Source organism: Pseudomonas phenolilytica (genome assembly GCF_021432765.1).
GTDB lineage: Bacteria > Pseudomonadota > Gammaproteobacteria > Pseudomonadales > Pseudomonadaceae > Stutzerimonas > Stutzerimonas phenolilytica.
In genome coordinates, this window is sequence record NZ_CP058908.1 from 3,527,301 (window position 1) to 3,544,371 (window position 17,071).

Below are 17,071 nucleotides of genomic sequence, written 5' to 3' on the forward strand. Positions count from 1 at the left end.
CGTCCCTCTTTCGCAGGGTGGAAATCGCGCAGCATTTCCACCTGTGTCGCCTGTTTGGTACGCGTGGAAAAGGCTTCGCCGTTTTCCACCCTACGTTCGGCTCCGTTAGAACGAGCGCGGCAGCTCGAGCAGGTGCTCGGCCACGTACGACAGGATCAGGTTGGTGGAGATCGGCGCCACCTGGTACAGCCGCGTCTCGCGGAATTTGCGCTCGACGTCGTATTCGTTGGCGAAGCCGAAGCCGCCGTGGGTCTGCAGGCAGGCGTTGGCGGCCTCCCAGCTGGCCTTCGCTGCGAGGTACTTGGCCATGTTGGCGGCCGCCCCGGCATTGCGACCGGCGTCGTATTCCTCGCAGGCGCGCCAGCGCATCAGGTCGGCGGCCTCGATCTCGATATGCGCTTCGGCGATGGGAAACTGCACGCCCTGGTTCTGCCCGATGGGCCGGCCGAATACCACACGGTCGCGGGCGTACTGCGCGGACTTCTCGACGAACCAGCGGCCATCGCCGATGCACTCGGCGGCGATCAGCGTGCGCTCGGCATTCAGACCGTCGAGGATGTAGCGAAAGCCCTTGCCCTCCTCGCCGATCAGGCTGCTGGCGGGGATTTCCAGGTTGTCGAAGAACAGCTCGTTGGTCTCGTGGTTGACCATGTTGGCGATCGGCTGCACGGTCAGGCCGTTGCCGATGGCCTCGCGCAGGTCGACGAGGAAGATCGACATGCCCTCGGACTTGCGCTGCACCTCGGCCAGCGGCGTGGTGCGTGCCAGCAGGATCATCAGGTCGGAATGCTGGATGCGCGAGATCCATACCTTCTGCCCGTTGATGACGTACTTGTCGCCCTTCTTCACCGCCGTGGTCTTGATCTTGGTGGTGTCGGTGCCGGTGGTCGGCTCGGTGACGCCCATGGACTGCAGGCGCAGCTCGCCGCTCGCCAGCTTCGGCAGGTAGTAGCGTTTCTGCTCCTCGCTGCCGTTTCTGAGCAGGGTGAACATGTTGTACATCTGCCCGTGGATGGTCCCGGAGTTGCCGCCGCAACGGTTGACCTCTTCGAGAATCACCGAAGCCTCGGCCAGGCCCAGGCCCGAGCCGCCGTATTCTTCCGGAATCATCGCCGAGAGCCAGCCGGCCTCGGTCATGGCGGTGACGAAGGCTTCCGGGAAGCCCTTTTCCTCGTCGATCCTGCGCCAGTATTCGGCGGGAAATTCGGCACAGAGGGCGCGCACGCCTTCGCGGATGAAGCTCAGTTCTTCGGTCTTGTTCGGGGTCATCTCGGTTTCTCGCTTGTGCGGCACGCGGCCTCAACGGTGGATAAGGCTGCGCCGTTATCCACCCTACGATTCAGTCGAATTCCACTTCGGCTTTCTGCGCCAGGCCGTTGTGGTCGCCGGCCCAGAGTTCGGCCTTGCCCGGCGCGACGATGCGGCCGCCGACCTCGAACGGCTGCGGCGCGATCAGCGGGCGCAGGCCGCGGTAAGCGAAGCGCCGCAGGCGCGCGTCGGGATTGGCGCGGCAGAAGGCGCGCAGGTTCAAGGTTGCGATCAGCGGGCCGTGAACGACCAGGCCGGCATAGCCTTCGGTCTCGGTGACGTAGGGCCAGTCGTAATGGATGCGGTGGCCGTTGAAGGTGACCGCCGAATAGCGGAATAGCAGCGTCGGCGTCGGCGTCACCGCCTCGCGCCAGTCACCGGCGACCATCGGCTCGCCGCTGCTGGCCTTGGGCGGAGTGGGTTCACGGTAGACGATGTCCTGCTCCTCGCGGATCGCCAGGCGGCCGTCTTGCAGGTAGTCGTGCTGCACGGTGACGAACAGCAACGCGCCGCTGCGGCCGTGCTTTTCCTCGATGTGCTTGATGGTGGAAACCCGCCTTGCCTCGCCGCCGGCCTCCAGCGGACGGAGGAACTCGACCCGGCCGCCGGCCCACATGCGGTTGCGGTCGGCGGCCGGTGGCAGGAAGCCGCCGCGCGCCGGATGGCCGTCTTCGCCGAGACCGCTCTCGAACACCGGCTCCTGGAAGAAACACCATTGCCACAGCGGCGGCAGCGCCTCGCCGTGCGCCGGCGTCTTCTCGCCGAGCGTGGCGGCAATGCGCATCAGCAGGTTGCGGCTGAGCTGGTCGTGAACTTCTTCGGTGCGGCCTATCCAGGCGGAAATATCGGTCATTGCGGTTACCGGTTGTTGTCTTGTTTGAATCGAGGATGCAATGGAGCCGGCGTTCCGGGAATTTGTATTTTTCGACACCCGCGTTCGGCTAAGCTGAACGCCAATCACCGTACGAGGCTCGTCCATGCATTTCGATCTGGCCGATCTGCGCCTGTTTATCCATATCGCCGAATCGCCCAGCCTGACTCAGGGCGCCCGCCGCGCGCACCTCTCCCCGGCTGCCGCCAGCGCGCGGATCAAGGCGTTGGAAAGCCAGCTCGACAGCCGCCTGCTGTATCGCGACAGCCGTGGTGTGGAGCTGACGCCCGCCGGGCAGAAGCTGCTGCAGCACGCGCGGCTGATCATGCGCCAGGTGGATTACCTGAAAAGCGAGTTCACCGAATACGGCACCGATTCGGCCGGCCACATCCGTATCTTCGCCAACACCACGGCGGTGACCGAATTCCTCCCCGAGGTGCTGGCGGGTTTCCTCGCGCAACGTCCGGGGGTGACGGTCGATCTGCAGGAGCGCCTGAGCCGCGACATCGTCCGCGGCGTGCTCGATGGCAGCACCGACATGGGCATCATCGCCGGCCCGGTACGCGCCGAAGGCTTGCAGGTGCTGCATTTCAGCACCGACCGCCTGCTGCTGGCGGTGCCGGTCGGCCACCCGCTGGCCGGCGAGTCGAACCTGACTCTGCGCCAGACCCTGGCCTACCAGCACATCGGCCTGCACGAAGGCAGCACGCTGCTGACCTTCCTGCGCGATCAGGTGGAAAAGCTCGGCGGTCAGCTGTCGTTGCGCATCCAGGTGTCGAGCTTCGAGGCGGTGTGTCGGATGATCGAGGCCGGTGTCGGCATCGGCATCATTCCCGAATCCGCCGCGCGCCGGCACAGCCGCACCATGCAGCTGGCGCTGGTGCAGCTCGACGAGCCTTGGGCGGTGCGCGAACGCAGCATCCTGGTGCGCGAGCTGGACGCCCTGCCCGGTTCGGTGCGGGCCCTGATCGCTACCCTGGCGCCCAATGTAGCCGCCGAAACGAACGTTGCCCGGCCTTTGCTGCCGAACGGCGGTTAGGCACGCATCGCCGAACCTCTGCAGGGAGCTGACATGTCCGCACTGACCAACAGGCTGTTTCGCCTGTATCACCGAGTCATCGGCAGCATCGCCTTCTACCCGACGCTTATCGCCCTGGGCCTGGCCTGCCTGTGCCTGATCACCATCGTGCTGGAGCTGACCTGGCTGCAGCCCTACAAGGAACAGCTCGAACTTGGCGTGGTGAAAAACGCCGAGAACGCCCGGCTGATACTCGGCACCCTGGTCGGCGGGATCATCTCGCTGATGGTGTTCAGCTTCTCCATGGTCATGGTGGTGCTCAATTCGGCCGCCTCCTCACTGTCGCCGCGGGTCATTCCCGGGCTGATCAGCAGCCGCAGTCATCAGCTGGTGCTCGGCGTCTATCTCGGCACGATCATCGGTTCGCTGATGCTCATTTCCACCATTCAGGAAGGCGACGACATCAACGTGCCGAGTCTGGGCGTCTTTCTGGCGCTCTTTCTGGGCGTGATCTGCCTGTGCCTGTTCATCTACTTCATCCGCTCGATTTCGCTGTCAATCCAGGTCGACTACATCCTCAACCGGGTCTACAAGCAGACCCTCGGCCAGCTCCACGCCAGACGCCGCCAGCTTGACGACCGCGACGTGATTCCCTGGCCCGACGACAGCCACTGGACGACGATCCGCGCGCGACGTTCGGGCTACTTCAAGGCGCTGAACGTCTCTGCGGCGCAGGCGCTGCTGGAAGAGCAGAACGCGCACATGACGATCCAGGTGCATTACGGCTTTTTCGTCATGCCGGGCCACCCGCTGATCCGCCTGGACCGCGAGCTGGACGAAGACTGCGTGAGCCGGCTGCTGGACTGCTTCGACTTCTATGTCGAAGAGTACGCCCACCGACACTTCTTCTTCGGCTTCAAGCAGATCGTCGAAATCGCCATCCGCGCCTTGAGCCCGGGCATCAACGACCCGGGCACGGCGATCAAGGCGATCGACATGCTTGGCGTGCTCTTGGCCGAGCGCATGCACCTGCCCGACCACGAAGTCGCCCCGATCGAGGGCCAGCCGCGCCTGTTCATCCGCGAGCTGGAGCTGGACGCCATGCTGCAGCTGGCGTTCGGCCCCCTGCGCCGCTACGGCAGCAACGACCTGCAGGTACTGATGACGCTGCTGCAGGCCTGCAAGAATCTGCTGTACGCCGCCGGCAACAGCGCCACCGAGCGTGTCCTGCTGCGCCACGCCGAAGCGGTCGTCGAACAGGCATCGATCACCCTGTCCGGCGCGCTGGATCGCCAGGCGATGGCCGAGGCGGTGCAGTCACTGAACCAGGCGGTACGTCATGCCGAGCCGCTGTCGCGCGCGCTGCTGCGGGAATCCTGAGCGTTTGCTGCTGCCCAACAGCAACACAGGGAGCGGTGTGTTGCGATGAGCCACCCCACCCAATCGATTTTCTACTTTCCAATCAGCAGGTTACGAGGTTTCGCAGGCCCAGGGTCGGCGTACCGAAACTTGCCTTCGACTGTTTCGCTGCCTAGGGTGTGCCCATGAAGTCTTTAATCGCCCCCATCAGTTCACTGCTCGCCGGCGTCGCGCTGCTGCTGCTCGGTCACGGCCTGCTCAACACCCTGCTGACCCTGCGCGGCATCGCCGAGGGCTATTCGACCGGCATGGTCGGCCTGCTGATGTCCGGCTATTTCGGCGGCTTCCTGATCGGCACCTGGCTCGCGCCCTCGCTGATCCGGCGTATCGGCCACATCCGCACGTTTTCCTTCTACGCCGCGCTGGCGGCGACCGCCGTGCTGCTGCACGTGCTGATCGTCAATCCCTGGGTGTGGCTGGTGCTGCGGGTGATGTACGGGGTCGCGCTGGTGACGCTGTACATGGTCATCGAGAGCTGGCTGAACGCGCAGGTCAGCGGCGAGAAGCGCGGCCAGGTGTTCGCGGTGTACATGGCGGTCAACCTCGGTTCGCTGGCGGCGGCGCAGCAGTTGCTGGGGCTCGACAGCCCGATGGAATTCACCCTGTTCGCCGTGGCGACCATCCTCATCGGCGCGGCGATGATGCCGATCACCCTCACCCGCCAGCCGCAACCGGCACTGCCGGACGTGCCGCCGACCGACCTGCTGCAACTGGCGCGCATCGCCCCGCTGCCGTTGATGGCGGCCGGCATCTCGGGCTTCTGTCTGGGCGGGTTCTGGGGGCTGGCTCCGGTCTATGCGGGGCAGGTCGGCTTCGATGACGCCGGCATCGGCCTGATGATGAGCGTGACCATTCTCGGCGGCGCGCTGCTGCAATGGCCGATCGGGCTGCTCTCTGATCGCTTCGAGCGGCGCAGCGTGCTGCTCTGGGTAGTCACGCTGGCCGCGGCGCTGCCGCTCGGCCTGGCGCTGCTCGAAGCCGGCCCGGTGTTGCTGGGCGTAATGTTCGTCTGGGGCGGGCTGGCGTTCTCGATCTATTCCATCGCCGTCGCGCAGATGGTCGACCACCTCAACCCGGACGAGATTCTCTCCGGTTCCAGCGGCCTGCTGCTGGTCAACGGCTTCGGCGCGGCGCTCGGCCCGGTGATCGCCGGCGGCCTGATGCACCTGGCCGGCCCGGTGGCGCTGCCGCTGTTCTACACGGTGTCGCTGGGTGTGCTGGCGTTCTACGCCTTCTATCGTCCGCGCAAGGTCATCGATCTGGTCACCGAGCCGCACGGCCACTTTACGCCGATGCTGCGCACCAGCCCCACGGTGATGGAGCTGATGCCCGATGCGCCGGAAAGCGTGCCTGCCGAACCGCTCAGCGAGGAGCCTCTGGACGATCTGCCACCCGAAGAGCCGCCGGCGGAGCAACGCACCGGCACCTGATGGTGCCTCAGTAATCGACCTTGCCGCGTCCGGCCTTGATCGCACCGCGTTTGCTCTTGCCCTCCAGCCGGCGCGTCTTCGAGCCCAGCGTGGGCCGCGTCGGCCGGCGCGCCTTCTCGACCTTGGCGACGCTGCGAATCAGCTCGGCGAGCCGTTCGAGCGCATCGGCACGGTTCAGCTCCTGCGTGCGATAGCGCTGGGCCTTGATGACGATCACGCCATCGGCGGTGATGCGGCTGTCGCGCAGCGCCAGCAGGCGTTCCTGGTAGAACGCCGGCAGCGACGACGCCTTGATGTCGAAGCGCAGGTGCAGCGCACTGGACACCTTGTTGACGTTCTGCCCACCAGCGCCCTGGGCGCGAATGGCGGTGAACTCGATCTCGGCATCCGGCAGCTGCACGGCGTCGGAAATTTCCAGCATGGGACCTTCGCGCACTCGGGATTCGCGGCGATTGTCCTACGCGCACGCCGTCACGGACAGGTTTGAACACAATTGGCCGGCAAAACGCGCCGGGCTTTCGGCTAACGTAATCCACCTCGCGTACAGGGACTTTCCATGGATTCGATCACCCAGGCGGTACTCGGCGCCAGCGTGCAGGCCGCCCTGCTCGGTCGCTGGCAGGGCCGCAAGGCGCTGCTGTACGGCGCCGCGCTCGGCACGCTGCCGGATTTCGACGTGGTCATCGACTACGGCGATGCGGTGGCGAACATGACTTACCACCGCGGCTTCAGCCATTCGCTGTTCGTGGTCAGTGCCGTCGCCCTGCTGCTGACGGCACTGATCCGCCGCTGGCGACCGGATGCCGGCTATTCCGGCACGCGCCTGCTACTCACGCTGTGGCTGGTACTGCTCACCCATGTGCTGCTCGATGCGTTCACCAGCTACGGCACGCAATTGCTGTGGCCGTTGCCGACACCGCCGATCGCCTGGTCGAGCGTGTTCATCATCGATCCGCTGTACAGCGTTCCGCTGCTGCTGGCGGTGCTGGTCGGCGGTCTGTTCGGCCTGCGCGGGCGTGCCGCGCGCTGGCCGGCGGCGGCGCTGCTGTTGTCTTCGCTGTATCTGGGCTTCACCGTCGCCGGCAAGCAGATGGCCGAGCAACGGGTCGAGAGGGCGATGGCCAGCGCGGGTATCCAGGCCGAACGGCTGTTCAGCACGCCCACGCCGTTCAACAGCCTGCTCTGGCGGGTGATCCTGATTGACGGTGCGCAGTACCACGAGGCGCTGGTCAGCTGGTTCGATGACGCGCCGCCGCAGTTCGTGAGCCTGCCGCGCGGCGAGCCCCTGGCGCAGGTGCTGGCCGATTCGCCACAGCACGCGCGCCTGCAATGGTTCAGCGGCGGTTTTCTACGCTACGACGAGGAGGACGGACGCTTGCTGGTCACCGACTTGCGCCTGGGCATGACCGGCTATCACCCCTTCCGCTTCCCCCTGGCCGAACGCAACGGCAGCGGCTGGACGCTGCTGCATGAGGCCGAGCGGCTCCCCGCCGAGCGTGGCGACCTGGCGCGGCTGGAAGTGCTCTGGCGACGTATCTGGCAGCAGCATCCCGAAGTACCGCTACAGGCCTGGGCGGCCGACCTCGGCCAGCGCTGAGCATCCGCCACGAACAAAAACCCCGGCGCGCGGCCGGGGTCGGTTTGGCTGAGCGGCCAGGTGTCAGATACGGAACTGCCGGACCAGCGCCTGCAACTCGCCCCCCAGACGCGCCAGTTCGGCGCTGGCGGCGGCGGTCTGTTCGCTGGCGCTGGCGCTCTGCTCGCCGATGTCGCGCACACGGGTGACACTCTCGGAAATGTTCTCCGCGACCGCACTTTGCTCCTCGGCGGCGGCGGCGATCTGCTGATTCATCTGCTCGATGGTCGATACCGACTCGGTAATCCGGCCCAGCGCCGCGCCCGCTTCGTTGGCCAGCTCGACGGTGCTCTGGGTCAGGCCACGGCTGGTTTCCATCTGCTCGACAGCCTGGCGCGCGACGCGCTGCAGATTGCCGATCAGCCCCTCGATCTCCTCGGTGGAGTCATGCGTGCGTCGCGCCAGCGCGCGCACCTCGTCGGCGACCACGGCAAAGCCGCGCCCCTGCTCGCCGGCACGCGCGGCCTCAATGGCGGCGTTGAGCGCCAGCAGGTTGGTTTGCTCGGCTACCGCGCGGATCACCTCGAGCACGCTGCCGATGCGCCCGCTCTCACTGTTCAACTCCTCGATGGCACGCGCCGACTGCTCGACCTCCGTAGACAGGTTGCCGATGCCGTCGATGGCGCTGCGCACCACCTGGTCGCCCTGGCGTGACTGCTGGTCGGCCTGCCGCGCGGCGAACGAGGCCTGCTCGGCGTTCTGCGCCACTTCCTGCACGGTGGCGGCCATTTCGTTCATGGCGGTGGCGACCTGATCGGTTTCCTCGCGCTGGCGCTCCACACCGGCGCTGGTCTGCGCGGTGACGGCCGACAGCTGTTCGGCCGCTGCGGCGATCTGGCTGACGCCGCCGCCGATGCGGCCGATCAGCGTGCGCAGGCTGTCGGTCATGTCGTGCATGGCGTTCTGCAGCTGGCCCAGCTCGTCGCCGCGTTGGCTGGCCTGCGACTGGGTGAGATCGCCAGAAGCCACCCGCTGCGCCTGCTGCACGGTGTGGCGCAGCGGCACAACGATCATCCGCGAGATGCCCGCCGCGGCGAGCAGGCCGATGAGAATCGCCAGTGCACCGATCACCGCCAACAGCAGGTAGGTGCTCGCGCGCTGCGCGTGCATCTGCTCGGTGGCGGCCGCCAGCGTCTGCTCGGCGGCCGCGATCACCACGCGCGACTGCTCGGCCATCTGCTGCTCCACGTCGAGGCGCTTGCCGCGGTTCGCACGGAACTCGTCGAACGCTTGGCGATAGGCCTCCAGCTCGGCGAGCGCGGTGTCCATCGAGGTTTTCTGCTCGTCGTTCAGCCAGATCTTCAGGTTGCTGCCGATGGTGACGACATCGGTGTGCAGCGATTGCCAGTTGCGGGCGTTCTCCTCGGCGCTGGTGGCGACGTAGGCGTTCTCCTGGGTACGCAGGTCGAGGATGTTCTTGGTCAGCCCCGAGGTGGCCTCGGCGACAGTCAGCGGATCGCTGCCTTTCAGGCGATCCCCCTCCAGACGCAGCGCCCGCACGGCGTCGTACATGTCCAGCTCGATGAACTCGAACTCTTCGCGGCTGGTCTGCGCCGCCGTGCCCATACGCACGCGCAGCTCGGCGCCACGGATAATCAGCTGGCGATACTGGTCGAACAGCCGGCCGTATTCCTGCGCGGCCTGGCGAATCTGCTGCAGGTTGGCCTGCTCGGCCGTGCCGGCGTCCGCCGCCAGGGCATCCAGCTCGCGATTCAGTTTTCCCAGCACCTCGCCAAGCGCGGTGGCTGACTGCTCCTGGCGGGTCAGCGCGTAATCGCGCTCCAGCCCACGGGCGTCGAGGATATCGGCGTTGATCTGCGCCACCTGGCTGATCTGCTGCGAACGCGCCACGGTGGCGTCTACCGCAACAAAGCCGGTGGCCGCCACGGCGAGGGTCAGCAGCAGCACCATGCCGAAACCGAGAGCCAGCTTCTTACCGACGGACAGATGAGTGAAGAGTTGGGTAAGCGATCGCATCAGAGAACTTCCGTTTGGTCAGGCACGGAGTGCAAGTCGGCCGAGCTTACTAATAGTTGAGTAAATAATTAGATTTTTTTGGCGCCAGGCGACTGGCGGCCAGACAGCCGGGCTGCGGGCGTCCCCGTCAATGCTGCAGATCGCCGTAGAGCCTGGCGTAGAGCCCGCCCTCGGCGATCAGCTGGCGATGCTCGCCCTGTTCGGCGATGCGCCCGCCATCGAACACCAGCACGCGGTCGGCCTGCTTAACCGCCGACAGGCGGTGGGCGATGATCAGCGTGGTGCGGCCCTCGAGGAAACGCGCCAGCTGCTGATGCAGCGCATATTCGGTGGCCGCATCCAGCGCCGAGGTGGCTTCGTCGAGGATCACCACCTTGGGCTCGGCCAGCACCATCCGCGCCACCGCCAGGCGCTGGCGCTGCCCACCGGACAGGCGTACGCCGGAGCGGCCGACGATGCTGTCCAGCCCCTGCGGCAGCTGGCGCACGGTCTCGGCCAGCTGGGCGATCTCCAGCGCGCGCCAGCAACTGGCGTCGTCGCGTTCGCGGCCCATGCAGAGGTTGGCACGCACCGTGTCGTTGAACAGCGCCGGGTGCTGCAGCACCACCGCGACGTTGTCGCGCACGGTGTTCAGGCCGATGTCCGGCAGCGGCACGCCACCGAAGCGGATTTCCCCCGCCTGCGGCTGATACAGCCCCAGCAACAACTGCACCAGCGTGCTCTTGCCGCCGCCGCTGGCGCCGACGATGGCCACCTTCTCGCCGGCGGCGATGGTCAGGTCCAAGCCCTCCAGTACCGGCTCGTCCTGATAGGAAAACTGCAGCCCGCGCACCTCTATGGCCACGGTGTCGTGCCCGGCGAACGGGTCCTGGCTGCCGGCGTACTGCGGTTCGTCGGCGCGTGCCAGCAGCTGGTTGATGCGCGTCAGCGCTCCTCCGGCGGCGTAGTAGGCGTACTGCAGGCTGAGCAGCTGCTCCACCGGGCCGATCATGAACCACAGGTAACTGAACACCGCGAGCATCTGGCCGATGGACAGGTCGGAGAACAGCACGGTGAGCATCGCCGCGGCGCGAAACACGTCGATGCCGAACTGGAACAGCAGGCCGCTGGCGCGGTTGGAGGCATCGGTCTTCCATTGCGAGGCTACGGCGTAATCGCGAACCTCGCGCGCCTTCAGCCCCAGCCGGCCGAGGAAGAAGCCCTGGCGATTACCGGCGCGCACCTCCTGGATCGCGTCGAGGGTTTCGGTCAGCGCCTGGGTGAAGCCGGCGGTGCTGTCGTTTTCCAGCTTCTTCAGGTGTTTGACACGCTTGCCCAGCTGCACCGTGGCGTAGATCACCAGCGGGTTGAACAGCAGGATCAGCAGCGCCAGCTGCCAGTGCATCCACACCAGGATCGCCGCGGTGCCGACGATCGACAGCAGCGCCACCAGCAGGCGACTGAGGGTCTCGCCGATGAATTTGTCGATGGTTTCCAGATCAGTGACCAGGTGCGCCGCCACCGTGCCGCCGCCAAGACTTTCGTACTCGGCCAGGGCGATGCGCTTGAGCCGTTCGATCAGTCGCACGCGGATGCGGTAGACGATGTCCTTGGACAGCCGCGCGAACAGCCGGGCCTGCAGGACGTTGAACACCAACGCCGAGGCGCGCAACAGCAGCGTCACGGCGAGCATCAGGCCGATGTAGCCAGCAGCCGTCTGCCAGCCCGCCGGCAGCAGCCGGTCCATGACCCGCAGCGCGCTATCGCCCTGCCCCAGCAGCACTTCGTCGACCAGCAGCGGCAGCAGTAACGGAATCGGCACACTGCACAGCGTCGCCAGCACGGCGACCAGGTTGGCGAGGATCAGCGCCTTGCGATGATGCAGGGCGAGGCGGCGAATCTCCGCCCAGCTGAGCCGGTCAGGCATGGACGTTGCGCTCCAGCCAGCGCGCCAGCAGCGGCGCGAGCTGCTCCAGCGGTTGATAGCCGTTGGTCAGCAACGCCAGCTGGCCGTGACGCTCGGCGAGCAGGGTCGGAAAGCCGGCGATGCCGAGGTTCTGTGCCCAGGTGAAGTCGCCTTCGGTGACGGCACGGCTGTCCGCCGAGTCGAAGCGCTCGGCGAATTCGATACGCGGGATACCGGCGGCCTCGGCCAGCTCGACCAGCTGCGCCGGCAGGGTCACATCGCGCCCCTCGGCGTAGAACGCCTGCTGGATCAGTTGCGCCAGCGGCCAGACGCGCTCCGGCGCCAGGCTGCGCGCCGCCACCAGCGCCCGGCAGGCCGGCTCGGTGTCGTAGACCAGTCCTTCGGGCAGGCCGGCGTCGAAGTTGAACGGCTGACCGGTGGCATCGTGGACCGCCTGCCAGTACGACAAGGTGCGTGTCCGGCCGGTCTGATCCATCGCCGCGCGCTCGCGACGCAGGCCGCCGACCACCAGCGTCAGCGGCACATCGCACGCCTGCGCCTGCTCGGCCAGCGCCTGCAGCACCGGCGCGAAGCCCCAGCACCAGGAACACATCGGGTCCATCACGTAGATCAGTCGAGCGCTCATGGTTTCTCCGGGACGGTGGTCAATGTCGGTGGGCCGGTCGGATCTCGGCGCGGCGCGCAGACTAGGCCGCCAGCGCCTCGGTGTTCATGCGTCCGGTTGCCGCGGATCGCGGCCGATGGGCGACGGCTGGTTGCGCTGGCGCGCCAGTTCGATCTGTTTCTGCCGTTCGCGAGCGCTGGCACGGGTCTTCTCGCTGAGGCTGTCCCAGCAGTGCGGGCAGCTGATACCGGCAGCGTAGTGCGGGGACTGCCGGTCTTCCACGGAGATCGGCTGACGGCAGGCATGGCAGAGGTCGAAATCGCCGGCCGACAGGTCGTGCCGCACGGTCACGCGGTTGTCGAACACGAAGCAGTCGCCACGCCAGCGGCTCTCGGCCTCCGGCACCTCTTCCAGGTATTTGAGGATGCCGCCCTTGAGGTGATAGACCTCCTCGAAGCCCTCGCCGAGCATGTAGCTCGACGCCTTCTCGCAGCGGATGCCGCCGGTGCAGAACATCGCCACCTTCTTGTGCCGGGCCGGGTCGTAATGCGCCTTGATGTACTCGGGAAACTCGCGGAAGGAGGCGGTCTTGGGATCGACCGCGCCCTCGAAGGTGCCGATGGCGACCTCGTAGTCGTTGCGCGTATCGATCAGCAGCACCTCGGGATCGTCGACCAACGCGTTCCAGTCCTTCGGTTCGACGTAGGTGCCGACGCGCTGGTTGGGGTCGACGCCGGACACACCGAGGGTGACGATTTCCTTCTTCAGCTTGACCTTGGTGCGGTAGAACGGCTGCTCGTCGCAGTACGACTCCTTGTGGTCGATATCGGCCAGCCGTGGGTCGCGGGCGAACCAGGCGAGCAGCGCATCGATCGCCGCGCGGCTGCCGGAAACGGTGCCATTGATGCCCTCCTCGGCCAGCAGCAGCGTACCGCGAATGCCGTGGGCGGTGAGCGTGTCGAGCAGCGGTTGGCGCAGCGCGACGTAATCCGGCAGGGCGACGAACTTGTACAGCGCCGCGACGACGATCTTCGCAGTCATGCCGATTTTCCTCCGGTGGTCGCCCTCGCAAAGGGCGGACGGGACAGCGAAACGAAAGCGCCGGCGTGAGCCGGCGCGGGGTGCGAATTCTAGCAAACAAGTCGCTGCTGGCGCGCTCGCAGGCGCCGAACGACCTCGGCGAGGTTACTTGTGCCCGCCGGCGCACACCGGCGAGGCCGGCACGGCGCTCTGCTGCGCCCACTCTTCGGGGGTGTAGGTGTGCAGCGCCAGCGCGTGCACCTGCGGCATCAGTTCGCCCATTGCAGCGTAGGCCTTCTGATGACGCTTGACCGAGTTCAGCCCGGCGAACTGCTGGCTGACGATCACCGCCTTGTAGTGCGTTTCGCGACCGCGGCTGTGCATGTGGCTCTCGTCGAACACCTCGAGGTGCTGCGGTTCGAGCGCCTGCAGGGCGTTCTGAATCAGTTCGAGCTTGGACATTCTGGCTCCATCAGGGCTTCTGGGTATCGAGTTCGGCCGTCATCTCGGCCAACAGCTTGTTCACTTCCGGCACGGCGGCTTCGAGCTTCTTCTGCGTCAGCTGGGCCGAACGCGCGTTGAGTTCCGGCAGCTTGTCGAGCATCTTCTTGCCCAGCGGCGATTCGTAGAACTCGATCAGCTCGGCCAGCTCCCGCTCGGTGAACTGCGAGGTGTATATGCTGACCAGCTCGGGCTCGAGCTTCTTCCAGCCGATGGCCTGATCCAGCGCCGTATTGGCCTTGGCCTGATAGCGCTCGAGCAGCGCCTTCTTGTTCTCCGGCGCCTGGGTTTCGGCGAAACGCTGGGCGAACATCTGCTGCACCTGGGCATACACCGGCACGGCGAGCCGGTCGGCGTTGGCCAGCTGCAGGAAGCGCTCGGCATTGCGCGCATGGCTGGCCTGGTCGGCATTAGCCGCGACGCTGGCAAGGGAGAGAATGAGGGCGGTGCAGACACTGAAAACACGCAACATGGACATTGGATTTTTCCTGAATGGGCGATAGGTAGCCCTCAATGGACACATTCTGCGCCCGGAGTTCCAATGCCTCAAGAACCGGTCCCGCCGCACGGAACCCGTAGTGCCGCCCGGCAGCCTAACCTTCGATCACTCATCAGGAGCACGGCATGACACGCACTGAAACCGACAGTCTGGGCCCGATCGAGGTACCCCAGCAGGCCTACTGGGGGGCGCAGACGCAGCGCTCGCTGGTCAATTTCGCCATTGGCGACCAGCGCATGCCGCTGGCCGTGCTGCACGCGCTGACGCTGATCAAGAAGGCCGCGGCGCGGGTCAACGACCGTATCGGCGACCTGCCACCCGACGTGGCCCGGCTGATCGAACAGGCCGCCGACGAGGTGCTGCACGGCCAGCATGACGACCAGTTTCCGCTGGTGGTCTGGCAAACCGGCAGCGGCACGCAGAGCAACATGAACGTCAACGAGGTGATCGCCGGGCGCGCCAACGAGCTGGCCGGCGGCACTCGCGGCGGCAAGAGCCCGGTGCACCCCAACGATCACGTCAACCGCGCGCAGAGTTCCAACGACTGCTTCCCCACGGCGATGCACATCGCCACCGCGAAGGCGATCCATGACCAGTTGCTGCCAGCCATCGCCGAGCTGTCCGGCGGCCTCGCCGAGCAGGCGGCACGCTATGGCAAGCTGGTCAAGACCGGGCGCACGCACATGATGGATGCCACGCCAATCACCTTCGGCCAGGAACTGTCGGCCTTCGTCGCCCAGCTGGATATCGCCGAGCAAGCGATTCGCCATACCCTGCCAGCGGTCTACGAGCTGGCCCAGGGCGGCACGGCGGTGGGCACCGGGCTGAACGCGCCGCACGGCTTCGCGGAGGCCATTGCGGCGGAACTGGCGGCGCTGTCGGGATTGCCCTTCGTCTCGGCGCCGAACAAGTTCGCCGCGCTGTCGGGTCACGAACCGCTGGTGGCGCTGTCCGGCGCGCTGAAGACGCTCGCCGTGGCGCTGATGAAGATCGCCAACGACCTGCGCCTGCTCGGCTCCGGTCCGCGTGGCGGTTTCGCCGAAGTGCGGCTGCCGGCCAACGAGCCCGGCAGTTCGATCATGCCCGGCAAGGTCAACCCGACCCAGTGCGAGGCGCTGTCGATGCTCGCCTGCCAGGTGATGGGCAATGACGTGACCATCGGTTTCGCTGCCAGCCAGGGTCACCTGCAGCTCAACGTGTTCAAACCGGTGATCATCCACAACCTGCTGCAATCGATCCGTCTGCTGGCCGATGGCTGCCGCAATTTCAACACGCACTGCGTGGTGGGACTGGAGCCGGACCCGACGCGCATGGCCGAGCACCTGGAGCGAGGGCTGATGCTGGTCACCGCCTTGAACCCGCACATCGGCTACGACAAGGCAGCGGAGATCGCCAAGAAGGCCTACGCCGAGAACAAGACGCTGCGCGAGGCCGCGCTGGAGCTGCGCTACCTGACCGATGAGGAGTTCGACCAGTGGGTGCGCCCGGAAAGCATGCTCGAATCCGGCAAGCAGGGTTGAGCAGGCTTGCCTGATGCGGCGGGCGACTCCGCCGGTGGATAACGCTGCGCGGTTATCCACCCTACGGAATCCGGTCGGAGCGTAGGGTGGATGGCCGAAGCCATCCACCGGTTTGCCAGAACGCCCCGCCCTCGCCCTCAGCGCACCGCTTCGAACAGCCCCGAAGCGCCCATGCCGCCACCGACGCACATGGTCACCACGCCGTAGCGCAGGTTACGCCGCTGCAGCTCGCGGATCAGGTGGCCGGCGGTGCGCGAGCCGGTCATGCCGAACGGGTGGCCGATGGAAATCGAACCGCCGTTGGCGTTGAACTTCTCGTTATCGATTTCCAGCTTGTCCCGGCAGTACAGGCACTGCGAGGCGAAGGCTTCGTTGAGCTCCCAAAGGTCGATGTCGTCGATCTTCAGCCCCTTGGCCTTGAGCAGGCGCGGCACCGAATACACCGGACCGATGCCCATCTCCTCCGGCTCGCACCCGGCGACGGTGAAGCCGCGAAAGAACGCGCGCGGCTTCAGGCCCAGCTCGATGGCCTTCTGCAGGCTCATCACCAGGGTCATCGAAGCCCCATCGGAGAGCTGCGAGGCGTTGCCGGCGGTCACCGAGCCGTCCTCGGCGAATGCCGGCTTGAGCCCGGCCAGGCTTTCGTAGCTGGTATCCGGGCGGTTGCAGTCATCGCGATCGACCACGCCGTCGTGCTCGGTCCGCTCGCCGGTGGCCTTGTCCTCGGTGAAATAGCGCACCTGCATCGGCACGATCTCGTCGACGAACAGACCCTCGGCCTGCGCCCGCGCGGTGCGCTGCTGGCTCTGCAGCGCGTAGCGGTCCTGCTGCTCGCGGGTGACGTTGTAGCGGCGGGCGACCAGCTCGGCGGTCTGGCCCATGCTGTGGTAAATGCCGGGCACCCGCTCCTGGATGATCGGATTGTAGAGGTGGTCGGTGTTGCGGCTCTTGGCCGTGAGGGTGATCGATTCCACCCCGCCGGCGACGATCACGTCGCTGCAGCCGGAGGCGATCTGGTTGGCGGCGATGGCGATGGCCTGCAGGCCCGACGAGCAATAACGGTTGAGCGTCATGCCCGGGCAGTCGATGCCCAGCCCCGACAGCACCGCGACGTTGCGCCCGATGTTGTAGCCCTGCGCGCCCTCGTTGGAACCGGCGCCGACGATGCAGTCCTCGACCACCCGCGGATCGAGGCCGTTGCGCGTCAGCAGCGCATCGACGCAATGCGCCGCCATGTCGTCGGGACGGGTCATGTTGAACTTGCCGCGAAAGGACTTGGCCAGGCCGGTCCGCACGCTGTCGACGATTACCACTTCACGCATGGCTCACCTCGGTGATCTTGTTGTTGGCGTTGCGCCGAGC

At 66.4% G+C, this 17,071-nt stretch carries 15 protein-coding genes and 1 pseudogene; 5 read left to right on the forward strand and 11 right to left on the reverse strand.

Going from position 1 to position 17,071, the window contains the following annotated elements:
* Positions 1-105 precede the first annotated feature (105 nt).
* Entirely contained in the window at positions 106-1,269 is a 1,164-nt protein-coding gene (locus tag HU825_RS16760; protein ID WP_234302510.1) for an acyl-CoA dehydrogenase family protein, read from the reverse strand.
* Positions 1,270-1,339: 70 nt separating this feature from the next.
* Complete coding sequence (locus HU825_RS16765; RefSeq protein WP_234302511.1) at positions 1,340-2,161, reverse strand: HTD2 family dehydratase; 822 nt, start codon at positions 2,159-2,161, stop codon at positions 1,340-1,342.
* Between the two features lie 124 nt (positions 2,162-2,285).
* Here HU825_RS16765 and HU825_RS16770 point away from each other — a divergent pair, with 124 nt between their 5' ends.
* The 3 genes from HU825_RS16770 to HU825_RS16780 all read left to right on the forward strand — a co-directional run bounded on the left by HU825_RS16770 (position 2,286) and on the right by HU825_RS16780 (position 6,046).
* Positions 2,286-3,218: a LysR family transcriptional regulator gene (locus HU825_RS16770; protein ID WP_008570279.1), complete on the forward strand. Its 933-nt coding sequence runs from the start codon at positions 2,286-2,288 to the stop codon at positions 3,216-3,218.
* Positions 3,219-3,251: 33 nt separating this feature from the next.
* Positions 3,252-4,577 (forward strand): DUF2254 domain-containing protein, encoded by a 1,326-nt coding sequence (locus HU825_RS16775; RefSeq protein ID WP_234302512.1) that lies wholly within the window; start codon positions 3,252-3,254, stop codon positions 4,575-4,577.
* Between the two features lie 164 nt (positions 4,578-4,741).
* Positions 4,742-6,046: an MFS transporter gene (locus HU825_RS16780; protein WP_234302513.1), complete on the forward strand. Its 1,305-nt coding sequence runs from the start codon at positions 4,742-4,744 to the stop codon at positions 6,044-6,046.
* A 7-nt stretch (positions 6,047-6,053) separates the two neighbouring features.
* Here HU825_RS16780 and arfB read toward each other — a convergent pair whose 3' ends face one another.
* A complete protein-coding gene (gene arfB, locus HU825_RS16785) occupies positions 6,054-6,467 on the reverse strand; it encodes an alternative ribosome rescue aminoacyl-tRNA hydrolase ArfB (protein ID WP_234302514.1) in 414 nt (137 codons plus the stop codon).
* A 135-nt stretch (positions 6,468-6,602) separates the two neighbouring features.
* Between arfB and HU825_RS16790 the strand changes: the two genes are divergently transcribed.
* Positions 6,603-7,643, forward strand: coding sequence for a metal-dependent hydrolase (locus tag HU825_RS16790; RefSeq protein WP_234302515.1), 1,041 nt, complete (start codon positions 6,603-6,605; stop codon positions 7,641-7,643).
* 63 nt (positions 7,644-7,706) lie between these two features.
* On the opposite strand, the gene HU825_RS18960 is transcribed toward HU825_RS16790, so the two are convergent.
* The 7 genes and pseudogenes from HU825_RS18960 to HU825_RS16820 form a co-directional block, all read right to left on the reverse strand.
* Positions 7,707-8,579, reverse strand: a complete 873-nt coding sequence (locus HU825_RS18960) for a methyl-accepting chemotaxis protein (RefSeq protein WP_431978478.1) — start codon at positions 8,577-8,579, stop codon at positions 7,707-7,709.
* Positions 8,580-8,612: 33 nt separating this feature from the next.
* Positions 8,613-9,659, reverse strand: a pseudogene (locus HU825_RS18965) (methyl-accepting chemotaxis protein); the annotation flags it as partial.
* 127 nt (positions 9,660-9,786) lie between these two features.
* Entirely contained in the window at positions 9,787-11,565 is a 1,779-nt protein-coding gene (locus tag HU825_RS16800) for an ABC transporter ATP-binding protein (protein ID WP_043297172.1), read from the reverse strand.
* Positions 11,558-12,190, reverse strand: coding sequence for a DsbA family protein (locus HU825_RS16805; protein WP_054093246.1), 633 nt, complete (start codon positions 12,188-12,190; stop codon positions 11,558-11,560). The genes HU825_RS16800 and HU825_RS16805 overlap by 8 nt, the downstream gene beginning before the upstream one ends.
* A gap of 84 nt (positions 12,191-12,274) precedes the next feature.
* The gene (locus HU825_RS16810) at positions 12,275-13,210 is read right to left on the reverse strand and encodes an oxygen-dependent tRNA uridine(34) hydroxylase TrhO (protein ID WP_234302516.1); all 936 of its coding nucleotides are present in this window, start codon (positions 13,208-13,210) and stop codon (positions 12,275-12,277) included.
* A gap of 144 nt (positions 13,211-13,354) precedes the next feature.
* On the reverse strand, positions 13,355-13,651 hold the full coding sequence (locus HU825_RS16815; RefSeq protein ID WP_043297175.1) for a BolA family protein: 297 nt from the start codon (positions 13,649-13,651) through the stop codon (positions 13,355-13,357).
* Between the two features lie 10 nt (positions 13,652-13,661).
* Complete coding sequence (locus tag HU825_RS16820) at positions 13,662-14,168, reverse strand: DUF2059 domain-containing protein (protein WP_054093248.1); 507 nt, start codon at positions 14,166-14,168, stop codon at positions 13,662-13,664.
* A gap of 146 nt (positions 14,169-14,314) precedes the next feature.
* On the opposite strand from HU825_RS16820, the gene HU825_RS16825 reads away from it, so the two are divergent.
* Positions 14,315-15,709: a class II fumarate hydratase gene (locus HU825_RS16825; protein ID WP_234302517.1), complete on the forward strand. Its 1,395-nt coding sequence runs from the start codon at positions 14,315-14,317 to the stop codon at positions 15,707-15,709.
* 137 nt (positions 15,710-15,846) lie between these two features.
* Here HU825_RS16825 and HU825_RS16830 read toward each other — a convergent pair whose 3' ends face one another.
* On the reverse strand, positions 15,847-17,031 hold the full coding sequence (locus HU825_RS16830; protein ID WP_234302518.1) for a thiolase family protein: 1,185 nt from the start codon (positions 17,029-17,031) through the stop codon (positions 15,847-15,849).
* Positions 17,032-17,071: the final 40 nt, after the last annotated feature.

Excerpts from the sequence above, each read along its gene's own strand:
- HU825_RS16820 (WP_054093248.1), bottom strand. The coding sequence starts at position 14,168 with ATGTCCATGTTGCGTGTTTTCAGTGTCTGCACCGCCCTCATTCTCTCC.
- HU825_RS16760 (WP_234302510.1), bottom strand. The coding sequence starts at position 1,269 with ATGACCCCGAACAAGACCGAAGAACTGAGCTTCATCCGCGAAGGCGTG.
- HU825_RS16810 (WP_234302516.1), bottom strand. The coding sequence starts at position 13,210 with ATGACTGCGAAGATCGTCGTCGCGGCGCTGTACAAGTTCGTCGCCCTG.
- arfB (WP_234302514.1), bottom strand. The coding sequence starts at position 6,467 with ATGCTGGAAATTTCCGACGCCGTGCAGCTGCCGGATGCCGAGATCGAG.
- HU825_RS16770 (WP_008570279.1), top strand. The coding sequence starts at position 2,286 with ATGCATTTCGATCTGGCCGATCTGCGCCTGTTTATCCATATCGCCGAA.
- HU825_RS16830 (WP_234302518.1), bottom strand. The coding sequence starts at position 17,031 with ATGCGTGAAGTGGTAATCGTCGACAGCGTGCGGACCGGCCTGGCCAAG.
- HU825_RS16805 (WP_054093246.1), bottom strand. The coding sequence starts at position 12,190 with ATGAGCGCTCGACTGATCTACGTGATGGACCCGATGTGTTCCTGGTGC.
- HU825_RS16800 (WP_043297172.1), bottom strand. The coding sequence starts at position 11,565 with ATGCCTGACCGGCTCAGCTGGGCGGAGATTCGCCGCCTCGCCCTGCAT.
- HU825_RS16775 (WP_234302512.1), top strand. The coding sequence starts at position 3,252 with ATGTCCGCACTGACCAACAGGCTGTTTCGCCTGTATCACCGAGTCATC.
- HU825_RS16780 (WP_234302513.1), top strand. The coding sequence starts at position 4,742 with ATGAAGTCTTTAATCGCCCCCATCAGTTCACTGCTCGCCGGCGTCGCG.
- HU825_RS18960 (WP_431978478.1), bottom strand. The coding sequence starts at position 8,579 with ATGCACGACATGACCGACAGCCTGCGCACGCTGATCGGCCGCATCGGC.
- HU825_RS16825 (WP_234302517.1), top strand. The coding sequence starts at position 14,315 with ATGACACGCACTGAAACCGACAGTCTGGGCCCGATCGAGGTACCCCAG.
- HU825_RS16765 (WP_234302511.1), bottom strand. The coding sequence starts at position 2,161 with ATGACCGATATTTCCGCCTGGATAGGCCGCACCGAAGAAGTTCACGAC.
- HU825_RS16790 (WP_234302515.1), top strand. The coding sequence starts at position 6,603 with ATGGATTCGATCACCCAGGCGGTACTCGGCGCCAGCGTGCAGGCCGCC.
- HU825_RS16815 (WP_043297175.1), bottom strand. The coding sequence starts at position 13,651 with ATGTCCAAGCTCGAACTGATTCAGAACGCCCTGCAGGCGCTCGAACCG.